Genomic DNA, 25,600 nt, shown 5'->3' with positions numbered 1-25,600 from the left:
GCAGGCCTTGGGTATCCAAGCGCTGCCAAACATGCAAGCACCGCAACGTCGGGTTACGCGCAAGCGCCAACCCGACCTACTGTCCTGTCCTGTTACAACCCCAGCTCCTGCCAAATCCCATCCACCTTGGCCTTCACTTCCGGCGTCATGGCAATCGTCGTGCCCCACTCGCGCGTCGTTTCGCCCGGCCATTTATTCGTCGCGTCGATACCCATCTTGCTGCCCAGGCCGCTGACCGGCGAGGCGAAGTCCAGGTAGTCGATCGGCGTATTGTCGACCAGGGTCGTGTCGCGGATGGGGTCGACACGCGTCGTGATGGCCCAGATGACTTCTTTCCAGTCGCGGATATTCACGTCTTCGTCGACGACGACGATGAACTTGGTATACATGAACTGGCGCAGGAAACTCCACACGCCGAACATCACGCGCTTGGCGTGGCCCGCGTACTGTTTCTTGATCTGCACCACGGCCATGCGGTAGCTGCAACCTTCGGGCGGCAGATAGAAGTCGGTAATTTCGCTGAACTGCTTTTGCAGCAGCGGCACGAACACTTCGTTCAGCGCCAGGCCCAGCACGGCCGGCTCGTCCGGCGGTTTGCCTGTATAGGTGGAGTGGTAGATCGGATCGCGGCGCATGGTGATGCGGTCGATGGTAAACACAGGGAAACTGTCCTGCTCATTATAGTAGCCCGTGTGGTCGCCATACGGCCCTTCCAGCGCATGCTCGTAGCCGCTCGGATGGTTTTCATCCGGATAGATATGGCCTTCGAGCACGATTTCGGCAGACGCCGGCACGCGCAGCTCGCTGCCGATGGCTTTCACAAGCTCCGTGCGGCTGCCGCGCAGCAAGCCGGCGAACTGGTATTCGGACAGGCTGTCCGGCACCGGCGTGACGGCCCCTAATATAGTAGCGGGATCGGCACCGAGCGCGACGGCGATCGGATACGGCTTGCCCTTGCTCTGAATCGCGTGTTCGCGGAAGTCCAGCGCCCCGCCCCGGTGCGCCAGCCAGCGCATGATGACCTTGTTGCGTCCCAATACCTGCTGGCGGTAGATGCCGAGGTTTTGCCGCTTCTTGTTCGGCCCCTTGGTAATCACCAGGCCCCAGGTGATCAGCGGTGCGACGTCGCCAGGCCAGCAATGCTGGATCGGCAGGCGCGCCAGGTCGACGTCGTTGCCTTCCCAGACGATTTCCTGGCACTTCGCGCCGCGCAATTCTTTCGGCGACATGTCCCACACGGATTTCACCAGCGAGCCCAGGCCCAGCAGATCTTTGAAATCCTTCGGCGGCTCCGGCTCCTTCAGCCGGGCCAGCACATGGCCGATCTTGCGTAATTCGCTGACGTCTTCCGCGCCCATGCCCAAGGCCACGCGGCGCGTGGTGCCGAACAGGTTGCCCAGCACCGGCATGGTGTGTCCCGTCGGATTATTGAACAGCAAGGCCGGTCCGCCCGCGCGCAAGGTGCGGTCGCACACTTCCGTCATCTCCAAAATCGGTGAAATGGGGGTCGAAATGGGCTTAAGTTCACCCATTTGTTGCAGTTGAGAAATAAAATCTCGTAAATCTGAATATTTCATGTGTTTTTAATTTTTTTGACGTCGGACGCCGTTGCTGAAGGATCTATGCCAAGTAATTGATTTTATTGGCTTTTGGCACAATGCAAGTCAAAAAGTAAGACATAAAAGTAATAAAGAAACGATTCGTTAGTATTGACTTGATATAAAACGGCTTCTACAATTCGCCCAACTTGAAAGAGCACGCCGGCCCAGAGCTTGATTTTAGCGTTTCTCTTTCATTCACGGAGTCGGGGCTCCACATGACATTTTAAGGAGTGTTTTCAAAAGGCGTCTGCCTTACCCCCGGTAAAAGTTGTATTGCGACTGATCCAATACCAGAATGGGACCGATCAGCTCAAGCAAGCAATGACGGCGTTTCTCGTACGCATCCATACGCGGCGGAAACGATGATATTTCTGATGCACGGCATTGGCAGTACCCACAACACCGCGACACCGCGGAGGGACTGCCTGTTGACGCGACATTTCGGGGAACTCTATGACTCATCGTAGCACTGAAGCAGCATTACCTGCTTCAACCGTGGCTGGTCAGCCAGCGTTGGCGCGTTTGCGCGCCCGCGCACAAGCCATTTCGGCACGTGGCGTTTTAACCACTGCGCAACACACACTGACAGTCTTCGGCATTTCCGCCCTGGCACTGATCGCACTGCTGATGTTCCGCCCTGATCTGGGCAAGCAACTGACGCACAGCCTGTTCCCGCTGCCGATGGCAGAAGCGCAAGCCGTTGAAGCGCCGGCCCTGTCTGCACTGATGGAAGCGCCCGCTTCCGTGCAAACGGCCGCCGCCAGCGACGCACCGCTGAGCAAGGAAGAAAAAGCCTTGCTGGGTACGCAAAAGCAGCAGCAATGGGTCACCAACTGGCTCTCCAAGCGTTACCGCGTGGCCAACGACGCGACCAATATGCTTGTGTCGACGGCGTACCTGACGGCCCGCGAAATCAAACTGGACCCGCTGCTGATCCTGGCCGTGATGGCCATCGAATCGGGCTTGAACCCGTTCGCGGAAAGCCCCGTCGGCGCGCAAGGCTTGATGCAAGTCATGTCGAAAGTGCACCATGAGCGCTTCCAGGAAATGGGCGGCGTGCAAGCAGCCCTGAATCCCGTCGCCAACATCCGCGTCGGCTCCCTGATCCTGAAAGACTACGTCACGCGTGGCGGTTCCGTCGAAGCGGGCTTGAAAACCTATGTCGGCGCCGCCAACTTCGCCACCGATTCGGGCTACGGCTCGCGCGTGCTGGCCGAATACCGCCGCCTGAAACAAGTGTCGGCTGGCCAGCGCGTGCCGACCACGACACCGGTGATGGCATCGAACACGCCAGCGCCAGCCAAGGCACCGGCAGCGGTAGCGGAAAGCGGCATCACCATCAAAGTATTGCCCCACAACGAGATCGCCGGCCTGTGACCCTTTAAAAGCCCTCACAGGGGCATCCAAAAAGCAGCACCCAATGAAAAAGCCACCGGAGTACCGGTGGCTTTTTTGTTGCCCTGCGGCGGCAGCCGCAGGAACTACGCGGCATATTACTTGCGCTTGTTAGCGTTGACTTCTTCCTCGCGGAATTTCACTGCCAGTTTGTCCAGCACGCCGTTCACATACTTGTGACCGTCGATACCGCCAAACGACTTGGCCAGCTCGACCGCTTCGTTGATGACGACGCGGTACGGGATTTCCATGTTGTTCTTCAGCTCGAAAGCGCCGATCAGCAGGATGCCGTGTTCGATCGGCGACAGTTCCACGATATTGCGGTCGATCAATGGTGCCATGCTTTCGCGCAGCGCCAGCGAATCTTTGATGGCACCGTACAACAGCACCGTGAAATGATCGCCATCGGCCTTGTCGAAACCGTGGGCCGCGCGAATATTGTTCACGACGGTGGTCGCGTCTTCATTGTTCAGCAGCCACTGGTACAAGCCCTGCAGCGCAAACTCGCGCGCGCGGTGACGCGGCGTGCGGTTTTTGCTGGGATTGGCGAGCAAATTTTTCTCAGTCATGATTGTTACCTGTTCTTAAATACGTATTTACTGCAGATAGTGACGAATACCGCCGTGCGCTGCCAGGCAGCACACTGCGGCGCAAGCACGATTAATCCTCGTCTGTGTCTTGCAACTCTTCCAGCGCTTGCGCCAGATTGGCCATTTCCACTGCCACGCGTGCCGCTTCGGCTCCCTTGACCAGCATGCGCACTTCCGCCTGCTCGTCGTTTTCGGTCGTCAACACTGCGTTGGCGATCGGGATGCCGTAATCGAGACCGACGCGCGTGATGCCCGCGCCCGATTCGTTCGATACCAGCTCGAAGTGGTAGGTTTCACCGCGAATCACGGCGCCCAGTGCGATCAGGGCGTCGAATTGCTCGGTTTCCGCCATTTTTTGCAGAATCAGTGGGATTTCCAGGGCGCCCGGCACGGTCACGTGCAGGATATCTTCATCGGCCACGCCCAGCTTGCTCAACTCTTCCAGGCATGCCGACAGCAAGCCACCGCCGACGATTTCATTGAATCGTGCCTGGACGATACCGACGCGCAAACCTTCGCCGGCAAAATTGGTTTCGTATGCTCCTACGGTCATCATATGCCTCTTTATCAGGTGATCAGCGGCCAGCCATGCGCCAGGCCGCTAAAATTATTTAATTACTGCTGGCCAGGATGGCACTGAAAACCGGTCACTTCCAGGTCGAAACCGACCATCGACGGCATCTTGCGGGGGCTGGCCAGCAATTGCATCTTGCTCACGCCCAGATCGCGCAGGATTTGCGCGCCGATGCCATAGCTGCGCAGATCCATGCTGGCCGCGCGGCCTTTCGGCTTGGCTTGCGGCGTGTCCAGGGCGGCGAACTGGGCAAACAGCTCGCTCGACGTCTCGCCGCAGTTCAGCAAGACCATCACGCCACGCTCAGCCTGCTTGATGGCGGCCATCGAGGCGGCCACCGTCCACGAGTGGGTGGTCGCTTCGCTTTCCAGCACGTCCAGCAGGGAAACGGGCTGGTGCACGCGCACCAGCGCTTCCAGGCCGGGGGCCAGGTCGCCATGCACGAGGGCCAGATGGGCCGACGCGCTGGGCTTGTCGCGGAAGGCGATCAGGCGGAATTCGCCGTGCGCCGTGTGCAGGGTGCGCTCGGCAACGCGCTCGACCAACGATTCTGTCTGGCTGCGGTAATGGATCAGGTCGGCAATCGTGCCGATTTTCAGGCCATGTTGCTCGGCAAACACCAGCAAGTCCGGCAGACGCGCCATGGTGCCGTCGTCCTTCATGATTTCGCAAATCACGGATGCGGGCGTCAAGCCGGCCATGGCCGTCAGGTCGCAACCGGCTTCCGTATGGCCTGCGCGCATCAGCACGCCGCCTTTTTGCGCTTTCAGCGGGAAAATATGGCCGGGCTGGACGATATCGCTGGGCTGCGTGCCCTTGGCCACGGCCACCTGGATGGTCTTGGCGCGGTCGGCGGCGGAAATGCCCGTCGTCACGCCTTCTGCCGCTTCGATGGAAACAGTAAAGTTGGTACCGTAGGCGGTGCCGTTGCGCGAGGTCATCATCGACAGGTTCAGCTCGTCGCAACGCTCTTCCGTCAGGGTCAGGCAGACCAGGCCACGCGCATGCGTGATCATGAAATTGATGGCTTCAGGCGTCACGAAATCGGCGGCAAGCACCAGATCGCCTTCATTTTCCCGGTCTTCTTCATCGACCAGTATCACCATGCGGCCTGCGCGCAATTCAGCGACGATCTCTTCGGTGCTGGATATAGACATTGTTCATCCTCGTATGACGCCTGGCCAAACCTGCTGCGCGTCGGTATAGGTGGCCTGCGATGCTCACCGTACCTTCGTACGGTTGCGCCTCTCGGCCACTTCTCCCTTCCGCTCGCGACGGTTTTGCCAGGCGTTGTTAATGTAACTAAAAACTGAACCTAAACCTGAAACATCAAGCGAGAATATTCCGCGAATTTCCGGGAATTTTCTTATAACCTGCTATTTTAAAGGATTTAGCGCTTGCAGACCTGAAATAAGACAGCTTTACGGCACGGATGCCGCAGCCTGCATCACAAAGCGCCGATTCCCCGTTCCGGCGCACACGGCGGCGGCAAGACGCGCGCCGCCGGCCTTGCAAAGAGCATAAGATCAGCCTGTCACCGCCACGGCGCTGATACCCACTCGCAGCGATACCCCACACAGGAGCGGCAATATGAAAACCAACGGATCGGCCATCTGGTCAGGCGGCATCAAGGATGGCAAGGGCGCCATCAGCACGCGCAGCGGCGCCTTGCAGGAATATCCCTATGGCTTTGCCAGCCGCTTCGAAGGCAAGCCCGGCACCAATCCCGAGGAATTGATCGGCGCCGCGCACGCGGGCTGTTTCACCATGGCCCTGTCGCTGATCCTCGGCGAAGCTGGCCTGACGGCGGAAAAGATGGAGACGACGGCCGAAGTGACTCTCGACAAGGTGGACGACGGCTTTGCCATCACGGCCGTCCATTTGATCCTGAAAGCGAAGATACCGGGTGCCGACCAGGCGACATTCGAGGAATTGACGGGCAAGGCCAAGGCCGGCTGCCCCGTATCGAAACTGCTGAAAGCCAACATTACCCTGGACGCCACCCTGCTGCCCTAGATTTTAGGCACGGGTTTGACGGGTTCCACGGCAGCCACCGCCGGCACCAGCGGCAGGCGCGAGTCGCTGGCCGGCAATGGCCGGTTCATCAGGCCAGGATTCAGGGCTGCATTGTTCAGGTTATAGGCGGCAATCGCTGCCGCCACGGATGGGTCTTGCGATGAAGGCAGCGGCACGGCTTGGCCCGCGTTTTGCACAGCCAGCTCTTGCGCCCGGGCATTTTGCTGAGCCAGCCGGGCCTGGACCGTCGCCTCCAGTCCTGCTTGCGCCTGTAACTGGGTATCGCGCGCCCGGGTCTGCGCGCGCCCGGCCTCTGCCTGCGCCAGCAGCTGGGCATCGCTGTCGGCCAGCTGTGCCGAGGTCAGCCGTGCGCGCTCCGTCGCATCGGCTGCAGCCTGCGCCTGCTCTTCGCGCTGCGTCTGCTGCAATTGATCCTGGCGCAACGCGTCCAGGCGCGCGTCTTCCTGCCGCAGGGCCTGGCGTTCGGCGTCCAGTCGCTGCGTGTCGATATCTTGGGCGTCAAAACGCCGCTGGCCGGCCCTCTGCGCCTGCTGCAAGTCCTGCCCGGCTGTCGCCGGTGGCGGCCGCAACTCCTGCAAGTCCAGATTCAGCTCTTCCGCTTCCAGTTGCCGCTGCAGTTCCAGCTGCCGCTGTGCAATGGCAGCCGTTTGCGGCGGCACCCCGTCGATGGGCTGCGGCTGCGGCTGCGTGGCTTGCGACGCCTGCACGGCGCCGGACGGCAAGGTTTCGCCCGTTAAATCCGCTTCGACATTGGTCGCCAGCGGCGCGCCCTGCTGCCGGGCCAGCACGGCGCCCACCTGCGCCAGCACGTCCGTTCCCTGTTGCAAGGCGTCCAGGGTGGCATTGCTGTCGGCCGCATAGGCGGCTTGCAACGTTGGCGCATCGACATCTTCATTGCGCAAGTCGATGCCGATACGGGCCAGCTGCGCTTGCGTGAGCAAGCTGCCGTCCTGCGCCAGCGCGGCGGCCGCATCCGTCGTGCCGTCGCCCGACAATAAATCATAGCGCTGCGCCAGGCTGCCCGGCGTGTCGCCAGCGGTGGCCAACTGGCTGGCGTCAATGCCGCTCGTTTGCAGCTGGGCGAACGATTCCGTCAACTGCCGCGCCAGCGCCAGCAAGTCGTCATTGACATTCACGGGGGTATTTGCCGCCCTGGCCTCTTCCGTGGCGCCCTGCAAGGCCAGCAGTTGCCGGCGCGACAAGGCCACGCCGGACAGGAACTGGCCCAACGGGGAGATGTCGACCTGGGTCGAGGACTGGATGGCAAGGGCCGCCGCCGCGCTGGACGGCGGCACGGGCAGTGCAGGCGCCAGCGGTACCGTCTCGCCCACGCGAGATGTGGCAGGGATGGTATTGGGCACGGTTGCGCGCGAAATCGGGTCCATGGCTAGCCTCCACTGCGGAAAGCTTCATAGTATGCGCGTCTGAAAGAAAAGCAACACACACTTGGCAAGGCTGCTGGTGTGCTGCTTCACGCTGTGGTGTTAAGCGGCAGCCTTATCCAGCGACAGCATGCGCTCGACATAGCGGGCGATCAAATCGATTTCCAGGTTGACCTTGCCATCGACCGTCAAGTGTTTCAGGGTCGTCATGGCGATCGTGTGCGGGATCAGGTTGATCGAGAAACGGCAGCCGTTGACGGCGCCCGCACCCAGGTCTTCCACTCGGTTGACGGTCAGGGACACGCCATTGACGACGACGGAACCTTTGAAGGCCAGGTATTTCGCCAGTTCATGGGGCGCTTCTATCACCAGTTCCCACGATTCACCCACGGCGTCGAACTTGCGCACGATGCCCAGGCCGTCGACATGGCCGGAGACCAAATGGCCGCCCAGGCGCTCAGCCAGGGTCAGGGCTTTTTCCAGGTTGACTTCGGTGGTGGTATCAAGGCCCACCGTGCAATTGAGGCTTTCGCGCGAAACATCGACGGCAAAGCCCGTGTCCGACTTTTCCACCACCGTCATGCAGGCGCCATTGATGGCGATCGAATCGCCCAGGGCCACGTCGGCCAGCGGCAAGCCGCCCGCATGGATGTTCAGACGCACGCCGGCATCGAGGCCGCCGTCGAGCGGCTGCACGGTTTCAATCTTGCCGATGGCGGCAACAATTCCTGTAAACATGAACTAACCCTATAAAGTGTAAAAGTATTAATTGCGCTGGGCGAATCTTGCAAGGATACGCACATCTTCGCCCACTTGCTGAACCTGGTGAAATTGCAAAGTGCGCTGCTGCTTGATATCTGTCAATGCGGGCAAGTCAAACATCCCTTGCGCATCGCCCAGCAAGGTAGGCGCCAGGTAAACCAGCAACTCGTCGACGCAGCCTTCGCGTATCAGTGAACCGTTCAGCTTGGCGCCGGCCTCGACGTGGACTTCATTGATTTGCCGGCGTCCCAGTTCCAGCATCAGCGCGGGCAAGTCGACCTTGCCGTCCCCGTTCGGCAGCACGATGACTTCCGCGCCGAGCGCCTGCAGCTGCGCTTCCTTTTCCGGGATGGCGACGGCCGCCACGATCCACGTGCCGCCACCCTGCAGGATGCGCGCGTCGAGGCCGATGTCGAGCCGGCTGTCGACGACGATGCGGCGCGGCTGGCGCGGCGTCTCGACGGCGCGCACGTTCAGTTGCGGGTCATCCGCCTTGACCGTGCCGATGCCCGTCAGGATGGCGCAGGCGCGCGCGCGCCAAGCGTGACCATCGGCGCGCGCCAGCGGCCCCGTGATCCACTGGCTTTGTCCATTGTGCAAGGCCGTCATGCCGTCCAGGCTGGCCGCCGTTTTCATGCGCACCCACGGCTTGCCGCGCTGCATGCGCGAAAAGAAGCCGATATTCATTTCATAGGCTTCATGGGCCAGCACATCCGTGGTGACGGCGATACCTGCCGCTTGCAGCTTGGCCAGCCCCTGCCCCGCCACCAGCGGGTTCGGGTCCGTCATGGCGGCCACGACGCGGCCCAGCCCCGCGCGCACGAGCGCATCGGAGCATGGCGGCGTGCGGCCGTAGTGGTTGCACGGCTCCAGGGTGACATAGGCGGTGGCGCCGCGCACGTCATTGCCGCGCGCCGCCGCATTGGCCAGCGCTTGCACCTCCGCATGATCTTGCCCTGCCGCCTGCGTCACGCCGGCGCCGATCACCTGGCCATCACTGACGATCACGCAGCCGATGCGGGGATTGGGCGAGGTCGTGTACAGACCGCGCGCCGCCCATTCCAGCGCCAGGCGCATGCCATCGATATCGTTGAGTATTTCCACGGGCTACTTTGCTTGAAGGTGAGTAATTGGTCAGTCTTGCTACGAACTGTCGGCCACGCCGCTGCAATTGACCGCCTGCTGCTGCGGGTCGCACACGCGCACCCTGCCCAACATATTGATTTTAATATGGCGCACCTGCTTTCCCAAAGCCAGGGACAAAGTACCCCAGCGCGCCGCCAGACTATTGGTCGCGCTGCAACTGCGTCCTGCGCCATTGTAGGCGATATAAAACGGCGCCGTGGCCGACGAGAACACGAACTGCGCCGTGATGCCCTCCGGCAGCGGCCCCTGACGGAACAGCAATTCGTCGTTACCGTCGAACGCCAGGCTGGCATTGCGGTCGATGAAGATCAGCCAGCCCGTGCGCCAGTCCGTGCCACCGGGCCCGGCCGGCATCAGCAGCACGCGCTGTCCGCGCGCCATCGCCTGTGCCCGCGTCAATTCGATGGCCGAGAACAAGTCCGTGGCCGCCGCGCGCACTTGCTGTCGCGCCAGCACCTGCTGCAAACTGGGCAAGGCAGCGGCCGCCAGCAGCGCGGCAATCGCCAGCACGGCCAGCAATTCGAGCATGGTGTGCCCGAGGGTGCGCCCGAATGTGTGCCTGCTCCGCGGTGGCCGCTTGCGCGTGGCCATGGCTTAAGGCCAGCAATGGCTGGCCGGGCCGCTGCTGCCGCGCTGGCCCGTGCTGCTCAAGGACAGGACACCGCAATCGGCATCCTGGAACTGCGCATCGACCTTGGATGTGCCCGGCACCGCGCGCAACAGCACGCATTGCCCGATCGCCAGGCCGGGACAGGCCAGCGCCTCGATTTCATACGCGCTGCCGACCGCGCCCCCTTCGCCCGACCACCACGGGAATTGCTGCGCCTGCGAAGCCGGCGACGCCGAGGAAAACGCCAGATAGTGATTGTTTTGCGAGTAATAGCGCTCCTGCTGTTGCATCAGCCGCAGCAGGGCCGCCTGCCCCTGCACCCGCTTGGCGCGCACGAGATGGCCTTGATAAGCGGGCACGGCCAGCGCCAACAGCAGGCTCATGATCGCCAGCGCGGACAGCAATTCGATCAGGCTGAAGCCCAAGACCCCGGCAGGGGCGCCACCGTTTGCAGCGGCCCGGTTTTGCCTTGCCAGCACGCCCATGCGACCTCCCTTTTCCCCAAAAAAGCGCCAACCGATACGCTGCAACCGCCTTGCCGAACCTATTTTTTCTTGGCCGCCTCGTGCAATTCGCGCCAGTTCGCCACTTCGCGCCAACTGAGGCGCCGGGCCGGCAACGGCGCGCTGACGACCTTGAGACCCGCCGCGCTGGCAGCGCCGGGCAAGCCAGGCTGCAGCACGGCCAGTTCCTTGCGCCCCTCGGCCCGCCCTGCCGCCGTTGCGGCGCCCACCGTGCTGTTCAGTTCCAGCGCCAGCGGCGGCGCGCGCGCCAGGCCATCGTACAAGCGCCCCGTCTGCGCGCCCGCCTGCACGACACCGGCACCATCGGCCGCAAAGCCGCTCAGCACATCGAGCACGTACAGGCGCGTGGCCGGCTTGGCGCAAGGATCGCGCCCGGGCAGGACAGTATTGAACAGCACCTTGCCGGCGGCCAGCACGGCACTGTTGATGCTGCGTTCCCCCGTCTGCGCGGTATCGAGAAAATCGAGGTACCAGCCGCGCATGGCATCGCTGCCCGTGTAGCGCAGTTCGGTGCCATCGACGCGCACGCCGCCTGCCGCTTCGCTCAGGCTGCGCTGCTCCAGGTCGGCCCGGCTGCGCGTGGGGGACGACTTCCGCACATCGTCGTGCACAGCGTAAAACGACTGCGACAGGAAGGCGGCGGGCCGGGTATCGGCCCCTTCGACCAGCTTGCCCGTACCAAACAGCAGTACATAGCCGCCACCGGGCGCATACGCCACGTTCAACTGCTGCGTCACGGGCTGGCGCCGGCCCTGTGCATCGCGCGCGACAAAGACAAGCTTGCGTCCCTGCCCCTCTTTCCATGGCGGCCCGCCAGCCATGTCGAGGCGCCAGATATTGCCCTGCAAATCGCCCGCATACAGGAAAGCCAGCGCGCCGTCGCTGCCCGGCACCACGGAGGGCGGACCCAGCGCGTGAGGGGCGGCATCGGCGTCCGTATCGGCCTCGCTGCCATGGCCGCCATCACCGCCACCGCTGGCCACAGGCACCGTGAGGCGGAAGTAATTACTTCCCAACGTCCATGGTGTGCCAGGCGCCTTGTCCAGCGCCAGCAAAAAGATAGCGGCGGCCGATGCGGGCGCCGTCGTGTCCTTGCCGTCATTGACATGGTTGTTGTAGCCGCTGGCGACGATGGCAAAATCGCGGTAGGCCGGCGCACCCTCCTTGCCGCCCATGTTGATGCGGGCGAAGGCGGGCGGTGCGCGCACGTTGCCCATCAGCCTGTCGTCGCGGTCCGTAAACTCCCACAGCGCCCCATCTTGCGCGAAGCGGGCCGGGTCGGTAATGTCGAGCGCAAACACGCCTTGCACCCCGCCACCCATCCCCGACACCAGCACCGTCTTCCAATGTCCCAGTGCCAGCACTTCCGCCGTGGCCGCCGCGCCATCGAGCAGCGGGCCGGGGCTGTAGTGCGTGCTCGCAGTGGCGACAGCAAGGTGCAGCAGCGCTTGCGGCAGATAGGCAAACACTTCGCTGCCCGTACGCGCATCGAACGCATGCAGCAAGCCATCGTTGGCGCCCAGGTACAGCATTTTGCGCCGCTGCAGCAGCGCCTTGCGGTGCAAGCCATAGCCGGCCCCCGGCATGCCCAGCCCCGGCGCACCCACGTACAGCAGATTGCCGTGCGGCGCGGCACCCAGGCTGCCTGAGCGGCGCCGCAGGAAGCCGCCCGGCTGGCCCACCTCGTGCGTGCGCTGGCCCAGCAGATACGCCAGGCGCGCTTCCCCCAGCCCATCGCCGCCGTCGAATGCGCCGCGCTGTTCCGTGTCGAGCCCCATCCAGGCCAGCGGCATCAGAGCGCCCTTGGCGTCGAGCGTATAGACGGGACGCAAGGCCGGGGATGCCCCATCCGGCGCGGGCTTATCCAGTCCGCCTGTGCGCCACCATGGCTTGCCGGGAAGCAGTGCGCCATCTGCGCCCACGGCAAACGCGGTGCGCGACACGGTCATGCCGCCATCGGCCAGGCGCAGCTGCGTCTGGAACCAGTATGCCTCTTCCGTCCCGCTGGCCAGCGCCATCAGGGCTGGCCCGGCCAGCGTCGCCGCCAGCGTGCCCTTGTCGGCGGAGACAAAGGCTGCGCGCAGTCCCGCGATCAGGGCGGCCGGATCGCTGCCGGGCAGGTAATGGTCGGGCCAGCGGCCGTCCAGGCTCCATTCATCGAACGCGCTGCCCGTCGCGCTCTTGAAGGGGTTGGCGTCGCCGTTCGCATCGAGAAAGCCGCCATATTTTGCCGCCATTAACAGTGGTGTGGTGGTGGGCACGCCGGCCGGGTCGCCCTGGCGCAAGTCGCCCGCGTAGTGCTCGACCTTGGCAACGCCGTCGTTCTTGCCGCCAGGACGCAAGGCTTGCACGTGCGACCAGTAAGCCAGCCCTGCCGCATGGTAGCTGGCGCCGCCCGCCCCGTCGGCCAGAAATTCCAGTGCCGCCAAGTCCGGCCGTGGCGCGGGATTGCCCTGCGCGCCACCGCTTTCCAGGCTGCCCACCGCATGCGTCCACACCATCGCATCGAAAGGCGGCGGCGCGAAGCCATCGGCAGCGCGTGCACGGTCGCCGTTGGAAGCGGGAGCCACAGGAACATTGCCGGGCACATAGCGGTCGCCCGCCATGCCCGCATCGCCGAGGCTGACGACGACGTGGCGCTGGCAACTGGCCGTTTGCGGGTCGCTCCATGGCGTCACGACCGGCAAGCCGTCGTCGATGCCAGGCGGGGGCGTAGCGGGTGGCACGACAGGGCTTGCCTGCCTTCCCTGCAGGTAGCGCAGCGATTCGTACAGCAATTCAGCCAGCGGCGCCGCCTTCGCGTACGCGCCGGGATGCCCGGCATTGCCGCGGCCCAGGCCATTGATGTAAGCGGTCACCCCGCCGCCAGAGCCTGCGCTTTGGGCTAGGTACACGCCAGTGGCAGGACTCCACTCGGCGTCGGCATTGTCTTGCGGCATAAAGTCGGGCGCCATCCAGCGCTGCCTGCCCACGTGGGCCAGCGGCGCGCGCAGCACGCCGCCATACACGGGGCCGGCGTTGCCGGACACGCCGTTCAAGTGGCCAAACACGCCCACGCGTACCCTGCCGCCATGGCGCTGCACGGCGCCCACCGGCTTGTAGTTCTTGCCATACGCGAGGCACAAGTCGTCGCGCAGCGGCCCTTCATCGGCATCGCAAACGCGCACGCGCGCGAGGAACACGCCGTGCGTGGCTGCAGTGCCGGGCACGTCGCAATTACCGCCCGGCGGCAGACTGGCGTCGCCGAACAGCAGGCGATTACGGCAGGAAACAATGGCCAATTGCGCCAGCGCAAACGGTGTCGCGGCCGCCACGCCCGCCTGCAAGACCTTGCGCGGGAAAAAGACGGGGTGGGCAAAGAAATCGATGGAGCTGTCGGCATCGGGCAAATAAGCGCGCTGCAGCACCGTCTTGCGCACCTCGTCGATGACGCGGTCGCCGCCCGTCACGGCATAACGGACGATGTCGAGCATGCTGGCGCTGGCCCAGTTGAGAAAGTTGCCGCTGAAACTGTCTCCGCCGCAGCCATGCAAGGCATCGGCCGGTTTCAGCACGGAGAAGTAAGCGGTCGCTACGCGCAAGTCCGGCAGCATGACGCCATCCTTGCTGCGATACGGATAGCTGTAGCACATGCGCGCATGGAAGTAGCCTGCATACTCGCGCTGCGGCGCATAATCGCCGCCATGCGCGGCAGCGGCGGCAGCGTGCGTGAGGGACAGGTTGAGCAGCAGATTCGGCGGCACCCTGGCGCCGTACAAACCCGCGTCGGCCCGCGCCAGCACCACGGGAGGAGCGGCCGCGACGGCGGCGCCGCAAGTCAGGCAAACGAGGCCGACCAGCAGCCGCCAGCCGCGCCAAGGCGCCCTCATGGCCCCGCTCCCACCGCCTGCTTGCGGTAATAACTTTGCAGCACGACTTGCGTGCTTTCCTGCGCCCCAAAACCGATGGCCGTGATGCGGTACACATAGCTTTCCGTGGCCATGCCGCCGGCCATTGCCGTAGCCTGCGCGCCGGGCGGGTGAAACGGCAGCAGTTCGATCAGGTAGCGAGGCCGGCGCGACGGCAGAAAACCCTGCCCCGTCTGCATGACGGCGCCCGTAAACTGGCCATACGGCACCGTGCGGCTGCCAGCGTCGGCACCATCGAGATCCGTGCTCAGCCAGAGGGCCGGCGCGTCCGGCGCTGCGGGCAGGCACAGGCCCAGTGCGCCTGCCTCGCCACAGCCGTCCGCGAAGCCGGCCGCACTGCCTGGCGCGAAGAGGCTGCTGCGTCCCGGCGCACCAGGTAAACCTTCGATATCGTTCTGCGCATCCACCAATGCCTCCTCCGCCGCCTGAAACGCGATCTGCCGGTCGCGCTCGCCGCGTGCCGCCTTCTCGCCCTGCAAGGCCATCTGCGCCGCCGATATGCCCAGCAACAAGATGATCACCAGCAGGCACAGCACATACACGAGGGTGGCGCCACCGTGGCGTACGCAAGATGGGCACCACGGTTCGCAACGGCGGATGCCCGTGCAAGCCATCGCGCCGCCCGCCTAGGCCGGCCCGTTGCGCAGCATGATGCTCGTCTGCACCAGTTGCCGCAGCCGCGAGCGCGTCGCGGCGGGCAAGGAGGCGCGCGCGATGCGCACGCCCGTGTCGCCGGCACCGTGCGCCTCGGCATACGCTTTGCCGAACAGGTCGAACTGCGCCGGCCCCAGTGCCGCCATCTTGTCCGCCTGGCCCGCCTCGCCATGCAGCAACAGGGCCACGCGCACGCTGGCCACGCGCTTCCAGTGCGTGCGCCGGTGCAGATCGCGCTGGCGCGCGGCCGCATCCGCCCCCTCCAGCACCAGCGCCGCATCGTAGGCCTCGAGCGCGCTGGCGTTGACATAGCGGTTCGCCACGCCGTCGGGCGGCGTATCCGTGTCGAGGCCATACAGCACCTGAAAACTGTCGACGCCACGGATGATGGCATCCGCTCCCCAGCCGTTCTCGCCACGATATTTGCAGCGCAGCTCGCCATCGCCATCGGCACCTTGCGCCACATAGAAAATGCTCCAGCCCCGCTGCGCCTCCGTTTGCGCGGCACCCACGCCGAAGCCCGCGCAATTGAGCACGGAGCCGTCGCCGCCCTCTTCCTTGCCGGCGCCGTAATAGCGCAGGGCCAGCACGTCGCTGCCATGCAGGGCGCCGGGCAGCGCACCGCTGATGCCCTCGCTGTTCTTGCCCAGGCTGCGCGCATCGAGCCCCGCGACATTCGCGCTGTCGTCATCGGCATGGGCGACGGGCGCGGCGCTGCTGTCCCAGTTAACGTACGCCGTCTGGCGCACGGCGCGAGCGACGGTATCGAGCGCATAGCGGCCGTTGTCATCGAGCCGCGCACTGGCGGACTGGTCGCCATAACTGCCGCTGGCCGCCAGCAATACGCTACTGGCGGCCAGCATCAACAGCGCACCCAGCGACAGGGCCACCAGCAATTCAACGAGGCTCATGCCGCGATGCCGATACAGGACCTCGCTCATGCACCGCCTCCGCCCAGCTGGAATGCCAGCCTGGGCAGCGACTCGCCTGCCGCATTCACGGCGGGCGAGCCATCGGGCAAGCGGGCGCGCCAGCCCAGCTTGATGACGATGGGCGCGCCCTTGCCGCCGCTGCACGCCCACTGCAAGCCTTCCGCGGCGGCATCCCATGCGGAAGTGTCGCGGCAGATATGCAGGCGCGCGCCAGGCAAGGCAGCATGCAGCCGCTGCTTCCATTCGGCGATGTCGAATTGCGCCAGGTCGGCCGCGCTGCAGACAGTGGCGCCGAAGCAGTCAGGCGCACCGCCGTCCGCTTCGGCGTCGTCCGCCGCCGCGTAGACCACGTTCAGGTAGGGATTGCCCGTATCGGGGCCATTCATGAGCACGCTGTTCGCGCGCATGCGTTCGGCCATGCCGGCAGCCAGTTGCACGCCCGCCGACAGCAGCGCCGACTCATGGCGCGCGCGCAGCGAGTGCAGTTGCAGGATGCTGGCGCCCAGCAGACCCAGCGCCAACAGCAGCAGCGACACGAGCACCTCGACGAGGCTGCTGCCGCCCGCAGAAAACATAGTGTGACCGCCCTTGCGCATGCGCTACTCCCTTCCGCAGAAAGAGTCGCAGGAACAGGCGGCCCAGCTACAAGATAGACGCGCGCAAAAAGCCGGGTCTGCGCTGGCGCAAACAACACGGCAATAAGATGGGAAGAACAGCGGTGGGATTGATCAGGCCGCTTGCCAGGCGAACCTTGACGTGGTGAACGTCAGAGCAAGCGTCAAGGCTTGCGCGCCTGCCCCACTTCGGCGATCGCATCCTGGAATTCGGCCAGGTCTTCGAAATTCTTGTAGACGGAGGCGAAGCGGATGTAGGCGATCTTGTCGAGGCGCTTCAATTCTTGCATGACGAGTTCGCCGATATAGCCGGAATCGACTTCACGCAAGCCGCTGGTCAGCAGCTTTTCCTGGATGGACGCGATGGCCGTATCCACGGAGGCGGCCGCAACGGGACGCTTGCGCAAGGCCAGCATCAGACTGCCGCGCAACTTATCCGCAGCGAACTCCGTCCGGCTGCCATTCTTTTTGACGACGGCCGGCATGATAAGTTCAATCCGTTCGTACGTGGTAAAACGCTTGTCGCATTTGCCGCAGCGGCGGCGGCGCCGAATGGCATCCCCTTCCTCCGATACGCGCGTATCGAGAACCTGGGTGTCGCCGTGCTGGCAAAATGGACATTTCATGGGCTGGCTACAACTTTATAGTAATAATTACGGGAAATCGCCGCCCTTGTACAAAGGGCGCCCGAATCACTCCGGGCGCCCTTGGGCACGAAGGAATGTGTCATACAGAATCTTACTCCGTATGACACATTCTGGACAAATTATTATGCGGCGTACACAGGGTGCGCGTCGGCCAGTACTTTCACGGCCGCTTTCACGCGCTCGATGGTGGCGGCGTCATGCGGATTGTCCAGCACGTCGGCGATCAGGTTGCCCACTTCTTCCGCTTGCGCTTCCTTGAAACCGCGCGTCGTCATCGCCGGGCTGCCCAGGCGGATGCCCGAGGTGACGAATGGTTTTTGCGGGTCGTTCGGGATGCCATTCTTGTTGCAGGTGATGTGCGCGGAACCGAGGATGGCTTCGGCTTCCTTGCCCGTCAGGTTCTTGGCGCGCAGGTCGACCAGCATGACGTGCGATTCGGTACCGCCGGAAACAATGCGCAGGCCGCGCTTGATCAGGGTTTTCGCCAGCACGTCGGCGTTCTTGATCACTTGCTTCTGGTATTCGACGAATTCAGGGCTCAGCGCTTCCTTGAAGGCGACGGCCTTGCCTGCGATCACGTGCATCAGCGGGCCGCCCTGGATGCCAGGGAAGATGGCCGAGTTGATGGCTTTTTCGTGTTCGGCCTTCATCAGGATGATGCCGCCGCGCGGGCCACGCAGCGATTTGTGCGTGGTCGAGGTGACGAAGTCGGCGAACGGCACCGGATTCGGGTACAGGCCTGCGGCGATCAGGCCGGCGTAGTGGGCCATGTCGACCATGAAGTAGGCGCCAACTTCCTTGGCGATCTTGCTGAAGCGTTCGAAGTCGATCTTTTTCGAGAATGCGGACGCGCCGGCGATAATCAGCTTCGGCTTGCGTTCGCGGGCCAGGCGCTCCATCGCCTCGTAGTCGATGTCTTCTTCCGCTGTCAAACCGTACGACACGACGTCAAACCATTTGCCGGACATGTTCAGCGGCATGCCGTGGGTCAGGTGGCCGCCTTCGGCCAGCGACATACCCATGATCAGGTCGCCTGGTTTCAACATGGCAAAGAACACGCCCTGGTTCGCTTGCGAGCCGGAGTTCGGCTGCACGTTCGCGCATTCGGCGCCGAACAGCTGTTTCACACGGTCGATAGCCAGTTGCTCGGCCACGTCGACGTATTCGCAGCCACCGTAGTAGCGCTTGCCTGGATAACCTTCGGCGTACTTGTTCGTCAGCTGCGAGCCTTGCGCTTCCATTACGGCTGGCGACGTGTAGTTTTCCGACGCGATCAGTTCGATGTGATCGTGCTGGCGCGTGTTCTCTTTTTGAATGACGGCGAACAATTCAGGATCGACGTTGGCGAGGGTGTGATCTTTTGCAAACATGTAAAAACTCCAAGTATGAGGGTGCTTGTACTGGCAGATTGGATCGAATGAGGGGAGCCGGCGTTAAGTGAATAACAACATTGGACAGGCAGCCTCTTCGTGCTTTTCCATAGTGGCTACCCAGGCGAACGGCTGATGAAAAATCTCACGTTTCCCGGTGGGTGCCCACCTTTCGCCGGTTTGCCGATCACCATCCATGGAGATCGCCCGACTTTTCGCCAGTCACGTGAGACGTAATGGAATGCAAATTGTAAGTTAAGTGCCGAAATTGAGCAAGGAATGCAACCGTGCGGCTATAATCGCCGCGCGCCACCTCAGCCGGGACACGGCCACAGGCCGCCCGGAGCATGCCTGCGGCTCTTAAGCTGGACTTAAACCTGGTCATTGCTTGTAAGCGTATGTTACGAAGCTTGCCATTGCACACGCCGGATTTACAATGCTGCGGTGCAACTTATATGCAGCTTTTGCATGGCTTTCCAGCAAGCGCCCACAGTCACAAGAAGAAAAATCGCGTAAAATGTTGCTCAATCTCACTACTGGCGCAATAAACATGCCTTCAGTCTTTACCTGGAACGTACGTGTCTACTATGAAGACACCGACGCCGGCGGCATCGTCTATTACGCTAACTACCTGAAATTCTTCGAGCGCGCACGCACCGAATGGCTGCGCGCCATCGACGTGGGCCAGCAGGAATTGCTGGAGCAGCATGACGCGATGTTCGTTGTCAAAAGCGTTAACGCCGACTATCATGCGCCAGCCAGGCTCGATGACACGGTAAGATTGACATTAAGCATAGAGAAAATGGGGCGCGCCTCCATCGTTTTCCTGCAACAAGCCTGGTGCGGCGACAGCCTGCTCAACACGGCACGCGTCAAGATCGGCTGCGTCGATTCGGCACTGCGCCCGCGCGCCGTGCCCGATGCGGTAGCGGCCCGCATGCACGCCGCCTGAACCCCGCCCGCCACTCCGGATAATTCACCCAACAGACTGCCAGCCAATGAACGTTACACAAGATCTTTCTTTCCTCGCGCTCATCTCCAATGCCCACCTGATCGTGCAACTGATCATGGCACTGCTGCTGCTGATTTCCCTGACCAGCTGGACCTACATTTTCCGCAAGATGTTTGCCGTGCGCCAGGCGCGCAAGCAAACCATCGAATTCGAACGCAGCTTCTGGGCCGGCGGCAACCTGCATGCGCTGCACCAGAACGCCAGCGGCAACCGCGACCAGAGCGGCGCGCTGGCCCGCATTTTTGATGCAGGCATGGGCGAATTCATCAAGGGCAAGGCTTCCTACGGTTCGCGCGACGCGCTGGACGTCGGTGCCGTACTCGACGGCGCACGCCGCGCCATGCGCGCCGCCTTCCAGCGTGAAATGGACGTGCTCGAATCGCACCTGGCCTTCCTCGCTTCCGTCGGCTCCGTCTCGCCGTACATCGGCTTGCTCGGTACCGTCTGGGGCATCATGAACGCCTTCCGCGGCCTGGCCAACGTGCAGCAAGCCACCCTGGCCGCCGTCGCGCCCGGCATTGCCGAAGCGCTGATCGCCACGGCCATCGGCCTGTTCGCCGCGATTCCCGCCGTCGTCGCCTACAACCGTTTTTCGCATGACATCGACCGCCTGGCGATCCGCTTCGAGAGCTTCGTCGAGGAATTCTCCAACATCTTGCAGCGCCAGTCGCGCTAAGAGGGGGCAGCGTCCATGGGTTCCTCATTCAATAGCGGCGGCATGCGCGGCGGCCGTGGCCGCAAGTTCAAGTCCGAGATCAACGTCGTGCCGTACATCGACGTGATGCTGGTGCTGCTGATCATTTTCATGGTGATGCCGTCGTCGAACAATCCCAGCGTGGTGAACTTGCCCAACGCGGAAAAGTCGGCGAAACCGCCCGATGACTATATTCAGATCGTGCTGAAACCGAATGGTTCGCTGTCGATCGGCGTCATCGGCAAGGAGCAGCTGTCGCCGGAAACGGAACCGAACCGCGACGCCCTGCTGCGCAAGCTGCGCGGTTTGCACGAGAGCAATCCCGACTATCCCGTGATGATCGCGGGCGACAAGGAAAGCAAGTACGACGATGTGATTCAGCTCATTTCGGAAGCGAAAAAGATGGGCATTACCCGCGTTGGCCTGGCCACCAAGTAAGCGCAGCATCCTGTTTCCAGACTTGACCGTTTTTAGATAGACTAGACTTTGCAGAACAAACAAATCGACCATGTACTCGGCAAGCCCTACAGCGTGCCGCGCGAACGCAGCCGCTGGCCCTCGCTGGGCCTGGCGCTGGCGATGCACCTTGGGCTGCTGTTTTTCCTGTGGGTGGGCGTACACTGGCAAAATACGGAACCTGTCGCCGTCGAAGCGGAAGTGTGGGACATGAAAGTGCAAACGGCCGCGCCGCCGCCCGAAGTGGCGACGGAACCGGAGCCGACACCAACGCCGCCGCCGGAACCGGAAGTGGAACAGCCGGCCCCGCCGCCACCGCCGCCGGTGGCCGCGCCCGAGCCGAAGGTCGACCTGCGCGAGGCGGAGATCGCCCTGGAGCGCAAGAAGGCCAAGCTGAAGGAAGAAAAAGAAAAAGCGGCGACCGAAGAACGCCGCAAGCAGGAACAGAAAGAACGCGAGGAAGAAAAGCGCGAACTGGAAAAACAGAAGCAGAAAGAAAAAGACAAGGCTGAAAAGCTGGAAAAAGAAAAGGCCGACAAGCTGGAGAAAGCCAAGCAGGCCAAAGAGAAAGAAAAAGCGGCGGAAGAAAAAGCCGAGAAAGAACTGTCCGATAAAAAAGCGGCGGCGGAAAAAGCTGCCAAGGCGAAAAAAGCGGCGGAAGAGAAAAAGGCCGCCGACAAGGCACGCGCTGCGGAAATGAGCCGCATCACGGGTGCGGCGGGCGCCGGCACGACGGGCACGGCCGAGAAATCGACCGCGCCACGCAAGGACAGCGGCTATGTCGCTGCCCTGACGAGCAAGATCAAGAGCAATATCGCGTACAGCGGTAGCACGGACGTGCCGGGCAACCCGCGCGCCGTGTTCAAGATCGAGCAACTGCCAACTGGGGAAATTATTTCGGTCCGAAAGATTAAAAGTAGCGGCCTGCCGGCGTATGACAGCTCGGTGGAAAACGCCATTAATAAATCGTCGCCACTGCCGAAGAAAAAAGACGGCACCGTGGAACGCGAGATTGAACTCATATTCGAGATGAAGGATTTGCCTAAATGATGACCATGAAAAAAATGAGCTATGCCGTGCTCTGCGCCAGCCTGGTGCTGGGAGCATCAAGCGCCCAGGCGCAGCTGCGCGTGGAGATTACGGGGATCGGCAGCAACCAGATCCCGGTGGCTGTCGCCAGCTTCGTCAATGAATCGGCGGCGCCGCAATCGCTGTCGGGCATTATCAAGGCCGACCTGGCGCGCAGCGGCGTGTTCAAGCTGATCGACGCCGATGCGCCAGTATCGGAAACGGCGCCCGTCAGCTACGAACAGTGGAAGTCGCGCGGCGCCGACGCGCTGGCGGCCGGCACCGTGCAAAGCATGGCCGATGGCCGCCTGGACGTGCGCTACAAGCTGTTCGACACCATCAAGGGTGCGCAGATTTCCAGCATGAACAATGCGGCCGCGCCGCAGTTCAACCGCTTGCTGGCGCACAAGATCGCCGACGATATCTATGAAAAGCTGACGGGTGTCAAAGGCGCGTTCGCCACGCGCATCGCCTACGTCACGCAATCGGGCCGCGAATACCGGCTGGAAGTGGCCGACGCCGATGGCGAAGGCATCCAGGTCGCCCTGCGCTCGAACGAACCGATCATTTCGCCTGCCTGGTCGCCGGACGGCACCAAGGTCGCGTATGTGTCGTTTGAAAAGAAAAAGCCCATCGTCTACGTGCAAAACCTGGTGACGCGCCAGCGCACCATCGTGTCGAATGAAAAAGGCAGCAATTCCGCGCCGAGCTGGAGCCCGGACGGCTCGCGTTTGGCCGTTGCCCTGTCGCGCGACGGCCATACCCAGATCTACACCGTCAATGCCGACGGCAGCGGCTTGCGCCGCGCCAGCACCAGCAGCGGCATCGATACGGAACCCCAATTCTCGGCCGACGGCCAAAGCATTTACTTCACCAGCGATCGCAGCGGCGGACCACAAATCTACCGTATGTCGTCCAGCGGTGGCGAAGCCAAGCGCGTGACGTTTGGCGGCTCCTACAACATCAGCCCGCGGATTTCGTCCGACGGGAAGACTCTTGCTTATATTTCCCGTCGCGACGGCAATTTCCAGCTCTACGCGCTCGACCTGGCTAGTGGCCAGGAACTGCGCCTGTCGGACACCGCCAACGACGAATCACCGAGCTTTTCGCCCAACGGGAAATATATCATGTACGCGACCGAATCCGGACGACGCAAGTCGCTGGCAGTGGTATCGGTGGATGGCCGCGTCAAACAGCGTTTGACTACGCAAGCTGGCAATATCAAGGAGCCCACCTGGGGTCCTTTTATGAAGTAAATGCTGTACAGTTTCACCTTTAACCATGACCCGGAGAATAAAAATGAGTAACTTTAAAAGTTTGGCTTTCATCGCCGCTACCGCAGCTCTGCTGTCCGCCTGCAGCACCCCAGTCAAAGTAGCAGAAACCCCAGTGGTTGAGCGCGCTCCTGAAAAAGTGGCAGCTCCAGTTGACACCCGTCAAGTTCAGCCAGTGACGACCGCATCGGTCGACCCACTGGACGATCCAAAAGGCGTGCTGGCTAACCGCAGCATCTACTTCGACTTCAACAAATATGTCGTGCGCGAAGCGGACACCCCAGTCGTGCAAAACCACGCTGCTTACCTGGTGAAAACGCCTAGCCGCAAGATCCTGATCCAAGGTAACACCGATGAACGCGGTGGCGCTGAGTACAACCTGGCCCTGGGCCAGAAACGTGCTGAAGCCGTGCGCAAGTCGATGGCAGCCCTGGGCGTGCCAGAAGGCCAAATGGAAGCCGTGTCGCTGGGCAAAGAAAAGCCTAAAGCACAAGGCAGCAACGAAGCAGCATGGGCCGAAAACCGCCGCGCTGACATCGTTTATTGATGTTGACAGGTGAGCGCGGCAACATTGGCGCTTACCTAACTGGCCAGTCATAGGCATAATAATGGGGCGCAGCGCGGTGATTCACCGCCCGGCGCCCCGTTTGCATGTTTGCGTAACCTTAGAAAGCCCGACCCATGATGACATTCTCGAAAGCCGGCGTCGCCGCCGCCTTGATGGCCGCGTTTGCCTACCTGCCCCTGCACGCCAACGCCGCCCTGTTCGATGACGACGAAGCGCGCAAGGCCATCCTCGAGCTGCGCGCCAAGGTCGACGCCATGGCGCGCGACCTGAACAGCCGCGTCGACGGCAAGGCGGACAAGACCAGTACCTTGAGCCTGATCAACCAGCACGACCAGACCATGCAAGAGATCGCCCGCCTGCGCGGCCAGATCGAAGTACTGGGCAACGACCTGGCGAATGTGCAAAAGCGCCAGAAGGATTTCTACACCGACATCGACGCCCGCCTGCGCAAGCTCGAACCGCGCCAGGTCACCATCGACGGCCAGGAAGCGGCCGTGGGCGTATCCGAGCAAAGCGCGTACGAATCCGCGTTCGGCCTGTTCAAATCGGGCGACTACAAGGGCGCCGTCACGGCCCTGGACGGCTTCGTCAAACGCTATCCGGAATCGGCCTACGCGGCCAACGCGCAATACTGGCTGGGCAACGCCTATTACGCCCAGCGCGACTGCAAGAGCGCCATCACGGCCCAGCAGGCAGTGCTGAAGCACTACCCTGACAGCCCGAAGGCGCCCGACGCCATGCTCAACATCGCCAGCTGCTACACGGAGCTGAAAGACAAGGCCAACGCGACCAAGACGCTGAACGCCCTGATCTCGCGCTACCCGGACTCCAGCGCGGCCCAGGCCGCCAAGGAACGGGGCGGCAAAAAGTAAAAGCGGGGAAAAAGTTGCCCGTTAGGTTTGACAGAATCCCGGGCACCCCCTATAATCTTTCTTCTTCGGGTCGTTAGCTCAGCTGGTAGAGCAGCGGACTTTTAATCCGTTGGTCGCAGGTTCGAATCCCGCACGGCCTACCACGAATACGCAGTACTGATCTGCTTGCGAGTTGTTATAGCAAGCATTTTTTTACGGCACAGTGTTACCGAAGTTGTTGTAAAAAGTTTTTGGGTCGTTAGCTCAGCTGGTAGAGCAGCGGACTTTTAATCCGTTGGTCGCAGGTTCGAATCCCGCACGGCCTACCAAATACTTCAGAGAAGCCAACCGTTCGCGGTTGGCTTTTTTGTTTTCAGCAGCATCACTTGCACGCGATGCCATCGCTGACACAAATCAAACGCCTTGCCACCTGCGATACAGCTTTATCGGACTATCGTATAATCAGACAATCATGAACGCCACACCATCCTCGACCATGTCCGAATTTGCTACAACGGAAGCAGCCGAAACCTATGAACAATGGTTTCGCGCAAAGGTGCTGGCGTCGCTCAATGATGACCGCGCTACCGCCTCGCACGAGACAGTCATGGCGCAACTGAGGAAAATCGTCACGCCGCAGACTGACGGCCATGCTGCCGATTCAATGGAAGGTTGAAGCTCAAGAAGATTTGACCGCGATACTCACGTATATCGCGCAGCACAACCAGCCGGCAGCGCTGCAGCTTTACCATGACATCGACAACGCCATCTCCCGGCTTCCCTGCCACCCTCACCTATACCGGTCCGGAAGAGTTTCAGGCACGCGCGAACTGGTTGCCCATCCAAACTATGTCGTCGTGTATCGCGTTGAAGCAAGCGCGATAGAAATTCTTGCCGTCATGCATACGCGGCAACTATATCCTTGAGCAAC

Annotated in this window: 26 protein-coding genes, 2 tRNA genes and 1 riboswitch; of the genes, 13 read left to right on the top strand and 15 right to left on the bottom strand. The window is 62.3% G+C overall.

Annotated elements, in window-relative coordinates:
- Positions 1 to 92 precede the first annotated feature (92 nt).
- A complete protein-coding gene (gene ubiD / locus ACQ4WO_RS26540; protein WP_083292446.1) occupies positions 93 to 1,577 on the bottom strand; it encodes a 4-hydroxy-3-polyprenylbenzoate decarboxylase in 1,485 nt (494 codons plus the stop codon).
- 477 nt (positions 1,578 to 2,054) lie between these two features.
- Here ubiD and ACQ4WO_RS26535 point away from each other — a divergent pair, with 477 nt between their 5' ends.
- Positions 2,055 to 2,978 (top strand): lytic transglycosylase domain-containing protein, encoded by a 924-nt coding sequence (locus tag ACQ4WO_RS26535; RefSeq protein WP_051992030.1) that lies wholly within the window; start codon positions 2,055 to 2,057, stop codon positions 2,976 to 2,978.
- Positions 2,979 to 3,094: 116 nt separating this feature from the next.
- Here the strand turns inward: ACQ4WO_RS26535 and nusB are convergent, their stop codons facing one another.
- The 3 genes from nusB to ribBA all read right to left on the bottom strand — a co-directional run bounded on the left by nusB (position 3,095) and on the right by ribBA (position 5,317).
- Positions 3,095 to 3,565, bottom strand: a complete 471-nt coding sequence (gene nusB, locus ACQ4WO_RS26530) for a transcription antitermination factor NusB (RefSeq protein WP_436483910.1) — start codon at positions 3,563 to 3,565, stop codon at positions 3,095 to 3,097.
- 91 nt (positions 3,566 to 3,656) lie between these two features.
- A complete protein-coding gene (ribH, locus tag ACQ4WO_RS26525) occupies positions 3,657 to 4,139 on the bottom strand; it encodes a 6,7-dimethyl-8-ribityllumazine synthase (protein ID WP_034759563.1) in 483 nt (160 codons plus the stop codon).
- Positions 4,140 to 4,201: 62 nt separating this feature from the next.
- Positions 4,202 to 5,317, bottom strand: a complete 1,116-nt coding sequence (gene ribBA, locus ACQ4WO_RS26520) for a bifunctional 3,4-dihydroxy-2-butanone-4-phosphate synthase/GTP cyclohydrolase II (protein WP_046682331.1) — start codon at positions 5,315 to 5,317, stop codon at positions 4,202 to 4,204.
- 433 nt (positions 5,318 to 5,750) lie between these two features.
- Here ribBA and ACQ4WO_RS26515 point away from each other — a divergent pair, with 433 nt between their 5' ends.
- Positions 5,751 to 6,176: an OsmC family protein gene (locus ACQ4WO_RS26515; RefSeq protein ID WP_219136415.1), complete on the top strand. Its 426-nt coding sequence runs from the start codon at positions 5,751 to 5,753 to the stop codon at positions 6,174 to 6,176.
- Here the strand turns inward: ACQ4WO_RS26515 and ACQ4WO_RS26510 are convergent.
- The 11 genes from ACQ4WO_RS26510 to glyA all read right to left on the bottom strand — a co-directional run bounded on the left by ACQ4WO_RS26510 (position 6,173) and on the right by glyA (position 18,746).
- On the bottom strand, positions 6,173 to 7,582 hold the full coding sequence (locus ACQ4WO_RS26510; protein WP_436483909.1) for a hypothetical protein: 1,410 nt from the start codon (positions 7,580 to 7,582) through the stop codon (positions 6,173 to 6,175). The genes ACQ4WO_RS26515 and ACQ4WO_RS26510 overlap by 4 nt on opposite strands.
- A 99-nt stretch (positions 7,583 to 7,681) precedes the next feature.
- Positions 7,682 to 8,317 carry a riboflavin synthase gene (locus ACQ4WO_RS26505; RefSeq protein ID WP_436483908.1) on the bottom strand — a complete coding sequence of 212 codons (636 nt, stop codon included), beginning with the start codon at positions 8,315 to 8,317 and terminating at the stop codon, positions 7,682 to 7,684.
- A gap of 27 nt (positions 8,318 to 8,344) precedes the next feature.
- Entirely contained in the window at positions 8,345 to 9,445 is a 1,101-nt protein-coding gene (gene ribD / locus ACQ4WO_RS26500) for a bifunctional diaminohydroxyphosphoribosylaminopyrimidine deaminase/5-amino-6-(5-phosphoribosylamino)uracil reductase RibD (protein WP_436483907.1), read from the bottom strand.
- 39 nt (positions 9,446 to 9,484) lie between these two features.
- On the bottom strand, positions 9,485 to 10,015 hold the full coding sequence (locus ACQ4WO_RS26495; protein ID WP_436483906.1) for a GspH/FimT family protein: 531 nt from the start codon (positions 10,013 to 10,015) through the stop codon (positions 9,485 to 9,487).
- A gap of 66 nt (positions 10,016 to 10,081) precedes the next feature.
- Positions 10,082 to 10,582, bottom strand: coding sequence for a type IV pilin protein (locus ACQ4WO_RS26490; protein WP_436483905.1), 501 nt, complete (start codon positions 10,580 to 10,582; stop codon positions 10,082 to 10,084).
- Positions 10,583 to 10,641: 59 nt separating this feature from the next.
- Positions 10,642 to 14,490, bottom strand: a complete 3,849-nt coding sequence (locus ACQ4WO_RS26485) for a pilus assembly protein (RefSeq protein WP_436483904.1) — start codon at positions 14,488 to 14,490, stop codon at positions 10,642 to 10,644.
- Positions 14,487 to 15,143, bottom strand: a complete 657-nt coding sequence (locus tag ACQ4WO_RS26480; protein ID WP_436483903.1) for a pilus assembly PilX family protein — start codon at positions 15,141 to 15,143, stop codon at positions 14,487 to 14,489. The genes ACQ4WO_RS26485 and ACQ4WO_RS26480 overlap by 4 nt, the downstream gene beginning before the upstream one ends.
- 12 nt (positions 15,144 to 15,155) lie before the next feature.
- Positions 15,156 to 16,124: a PilW family protein gene (locus ACQ4WO_RS26475; protein ID WP_436483902.1), complete on the bottom strand. Its 969-nt coding sequence runs from the start codon at positions 16,122 to 16,124 to the stop codon at positions 15,156 to 15,158.
- Complete coding sequence (gene pilV / locus ACQ4WO_RS26470; RefSeq protein ID WP_436483901.1) at positions 16,121 to 16,711, bottom strand: type IV pilus modification protein PilV; 591 nt, start codon at positions 16,709 to 16,711, stop codon at positions 16,121 to 16,123. The genes ACQ4WO_RS26475 and pilV overlap by 4 nt, the downstream gene beginning before the upstream one ends.
- A 182-nt stretch (positions 16,712 to 16,893) precedes the next feature.
- The gene (gene nrdR / locus ACQ4WO_RS26465; RefSeq protein ID WP_034759169.1) at positions 16,894 to 17,355 is read right to left on the bottom strand and encodes a transcriptional regulator NrdR; all 462 of its coding nucleotides are present in this window, start codon (positions 17,353 to 17,355) and stop codon (positions 16,894 to 16,896) included.
- Positions 17,356 to 17,498: 143 nt separating this feature from the next.
- The gene (gene glyA / locus ACQ4WO_RS26460; protein WP_034759173.1) at positions 17,499 to 18,746 is read right to left on the bottom strand and encodes a serine hydroxymethyltransferase; all 1,248 of its coding nucleotides are present in this window, start codon (positions 18,744 to 18,746) and stop codon (positions 17,499 to 17,501) included.
- Between the two features lie 111 nt (positions 18,747 to 18,857).
- Positions 18,858 to 18,982: riboswitch (ZMP/ZTP riboswitch) on the bottom strand.
- Between the two features lie 314 nt (positions 18,983 to 19,296).
- Here glyA and ybgC point away from each other — a divergent pair.
- The 11 genes from ybgC to ACQ4WO_RS26405 all read left to right on the top strand — a co-directional run bounded on the left by ybgC (position 19,297) and on the right by ACQ4WO_RS26405 (position 25,595).
- Positions 19,297 to 19,698, top strand: a complete 402-nt coding sequence (gene ybgC, locus ACQ4WO_RS26455; protein WP_436483900.1) for a tol-pal system-associated acyl-CoA thioesterase — start codon at positions 19,297 to 19,299, stop codon at positions 19,696 to 19,698.
- A 46-nt stretch (positions 19,699 to 19,744) separates the two neighbouring features.
- A complete protein-coding gene (gene tolQ / locus ACQ4WO_RS26450; protein ID WP_128140080.1) occupies positions 19,745 to 20,434 on the top strand; it encodes a protein TolQ in 690 nt (229 codons plus the stop codon).
- A gap of 15 nt (positions 20,435 to 20,449) precedes the next feature.
- Positions 20,450 to 20,890: an ExbD/TolR family protein gene (locus ACQ4WO_RS26445; protein WP_223278896.1), complete on the top strand. Its 441-nt coding sequence runs from the start codon at positions 20,450 to 20,452 to the stop codon at positions 20,888 to 20,890.
- Between the two features lie 48 nt (positions 20,891 to 20,938).
- Positions 20,939 to 21,958 carry a cell envelope integrity protein TolA gene (gene tolA / locus ACQ4WO_RS26440; protein ID WP_436483899.1) on the top strand — a complete coding sequence of 340 codons (1,020 nt, stop codon included), beginning with the start codon at positions 20,939 to 20,941 and terminating at the stop codon, positions 21,956 to 21,958.
- A 5-nt stretch (positions 21,959 to 21,963) separates the two neighbouring features.
- Positions 21,964 to 23,232 (top strand): Tol-Pal system beta propeller repeat protein TolB, encoded by a 1,269-nt coding sequence (tolB, locus tag ACQ4WO_RS26435; protein ID WP_436483988.1) that lies wholly within the window; start codon positions 21,964 to 21,966, stop codon positions 23,230 to 23,232.
- Between the two features lie 43 nt (positions 23,233 to 23,275).
- Positions 23,276 to 23,797: a peptidoglycan-associated lipoprotein Pal gene (gene pal, locus ACQ4WO_RS26430; RefSeq protein WP_436483898.1), complete on the top strand. Its 522-nt coding sequence runs from the start codon at positions 23,276 to 23,278 to the stop codon at positions 23,795 to 23,797.
- A 134-nt stretch (positions 23,798 to 23,931) separates the two neighbouring features.
- The gene (gene ybgF, locus ACQ4WO_RS26425; protein WP_436483897.1) at positions 23,932 to 24,690 is read left to right on the top strand and encodes a tol-pal system protein YbgF; all 759 of its coding nucleotides are present in this window, start codon (positions 23,932 to 23,934) and stop codon (positions 24,688 to 24,690) included.
- 67 nt (positions 24,691 to 24,757) lie between these two features.
- A tRNA-Lys gene (locus ACQ4WO_RS26420) sits at positions 24,758 to 24,833 on the top strand.
- A gap of 89 nt (positions 24,834 to 24,922) precedes the next feature.
- A tRNA-Lys gene (locus ACQ4WO_RS26415) sits at positions 24,923 to 24,998 on the top strand.
- A 143-nt stretch (positions 24,999 to 25,141) separates the two neighbouring features.
- Entirely contained in the window at positions 25,142 to 25,345 is a 204-nt protein-coding gene (gene relB, locus ACQ4WO_RS26410; RefSeq protein WP_070300899.1) for a type II toxin-antitoxin system RelB family antitoxin, read from the top strand.
- A complete protein-coding gene (locus ACQ4WO_RS26405; RefSeq protein ID WP_436483896.1) occupies positions 25,320 to 25,595 on the top strand; it encodes a type II toxin-antitoxin system RelE/ParE family toxin in 276 nt (91 codons plus the stop codon). Before relB ends, ACQ4WO_RS26405 begins: the two co-directional genes overlap by 26 nt.
- Positions 25,596 to 25,600: the final 5 nt, after the last annotated feature.

The sequence above is a fragment of the Janthinobacterium aestuarii genome (assembly GCF_051380835.1).
In the GTDB taxonomy this organism is placed as follows: domain Bacteria; phylum Pseudomonadota; class Gammaproteobacteria; order Burkholderiales; family Burkholderiaceae_D; genus Janthinobacterium; species Janthinobacterium aestuarii.
The sequence above is the reverse complement of the archived record's forward strand: the minus strand, read 5'-3'. Positions and strand labels throughout refer to the sequence as shown.

Bases quoted from the DNA above. Each gene is read 5' to 3' on its own strand.
- ubiD (WP_083292446.1), bottom strand. From the start codon at position 1,577: ATGAAATATTCAGATTTACGAGATTTTATTTCTCAACTGCAACAAATG.
- ACQ4WO_RS26535 (WP_051992030.1), top strand. From the start codon at position 2,055: ATGACTCATCGTAGCACTGAAGCAGCATTACCTGCTTCAACCGTGGCT.
- nusB (WP_436483910.1), bottom strand. From the start codon at position 3,565: ATGACTGAGAAAAATTTGCTCGCCAATCCCAGCAAAAACCGCACGCCG.
- ribH (WP_034759563.1), bottom strand. From the start codon at position 4,139: ATGACCGTAGGAGCATACGAAACCAATTTTGCCGGCGAAGGTTTGCGC.
- ribBA (WP_046682331.1), bottom strand. From the start codon at position 5,317: ATGTCTATATCCAGCACCGAAGAGATCGTCGCTGAATTGCGCGCAGGC.
- ACQ4WO_RS26515 (WP_219136415.1), top strand. From the start codon at position 5,751: ATGAAAACCAACGGATCGGCCATCTGGTCAGGCGGCATCAAGGATGGC.
- ACQ4WO_RS26510 (WP_436483909.1), bottom strand. From the start codon at position 7,582: ATGGACCCGATTTCGCGCGCAACCGTGCCCAATACCATCCCTGCCACA.
- ACQ4WO_RS26505 (WP_436483908.1), bottom strand. From the start codon at position 8,317: ATGTTTACAGGAATTGTTGCCGCCATCGGCAAGATTGAAACCGTGCAG.
- ACQ4WO_RS26495 (WP_436483906.1), bottom strand. From the start codon at position 10,015: ATGCTCGAATTGCTGGCCGTGCTGGCGATTGCCGCGCTGCTGGCGGCC.
- ACQ4WO_RS26490 (WP_436483905.1), bottom strand. From the start codon at position 10,582: ATGGGCGTGCTGGCAAGGCAAAACCGGGCCGCTGCAAACGGTGGCGCC.
- ACQ4WO_RS26485 (WP_436483904.1), bottom strand. From the start codon at position 14,490: ATGAGGGCGCCTTGGCGCGGCTGGCGGCTGCTGGTCGGCCTCGTTTGC.
- ACQ4WO_RS26480 (WP_436483903.1), bottom strand. From the start codon at position 15,143: ATGGCTTGCACGGGCATCCGCCGTTGCGAACCGTGGTGCCCATCTTGC.
- ACQ4WO_RS26475 (WP_436483902.1), bottom strand. From the start codon at position 16,124: ATGAGCGAGGTCCTGTATCGGCATCGCGGCATGAGCCTCGTTGAATTG.
- pilV (WP_436483901.1), bottom strand. From the start codon at position 16,711: ATGCGCAAGGGCGGTCACACTATGTTTTCTGCGGGCGGCAGCAGCCTC.
- nrdR (WP_034759169.1), bottom strand. From the start codon at position 17,355: ATGAAATGTCCATTTTGCCAGCACGGCGACACCCAGGTTCTCGATACG.
- glyA (WP_034759173.1), bottom strand. From the start codon at position 18,746: ATGTTTGCAAAAGATCACACCCTCGCCAACGTCGATCCTGAATTGTTC.
- ybgC (WP_436483900.1), top strand. From the start codon at position 19,297: ATGCCTTCAGTCTTTACCTGGAACGTACGTGTCTACTATGAAGACACC.
- tolQ (WP_128140080.1), top strand. From the start codon at position 19,745: ATGAACGTTACACAAGATCTTTCTTTCCTCGCGCTCATCTCCAATGCC.
- ACQ4WO_RS26445 (WP_223278896.1), top strand. From the start codon at position 20,450: ATGGGTTCCTCATTCAATAGCGGCGGCATGCGCGGCGGCCGTGGCCGC.
- tolB (WP_436483988.1), top strand. From the start codon at position 21,964: ATGAAAAAAATGAGCTATGCCGTGCTCTGCGCCAGCCTGGTGCTGGGA.
- pal (WP_436483898.1), top strand. From the start codon at position 23,276: ATGAGTAACTTTAAAAGTTTGGCTTTCATCGCCGCTACCGCAGCTCTG.
- ybgF (WP_436483897.1), top strand. From the start codon at position 23,932: ATGATGACATTCTCGAAAGCCGGCGTCGCCGCCGCCTTGATGGCCGCG.
- relB (WP_070300899.1), top strand. From the start codon at position 25,142: ATGAACGCCACACCATCCTCGACCATGTCCGAATTTGCTACAACGGAA.
- ACQ4WO_RS26405 (WP_436483896.1), top strand. From the start codon at position 25,320: ATGCTGCCGATTCAATGGAAGGTTGAAGCTCAAGAAGATTTGACCGCG.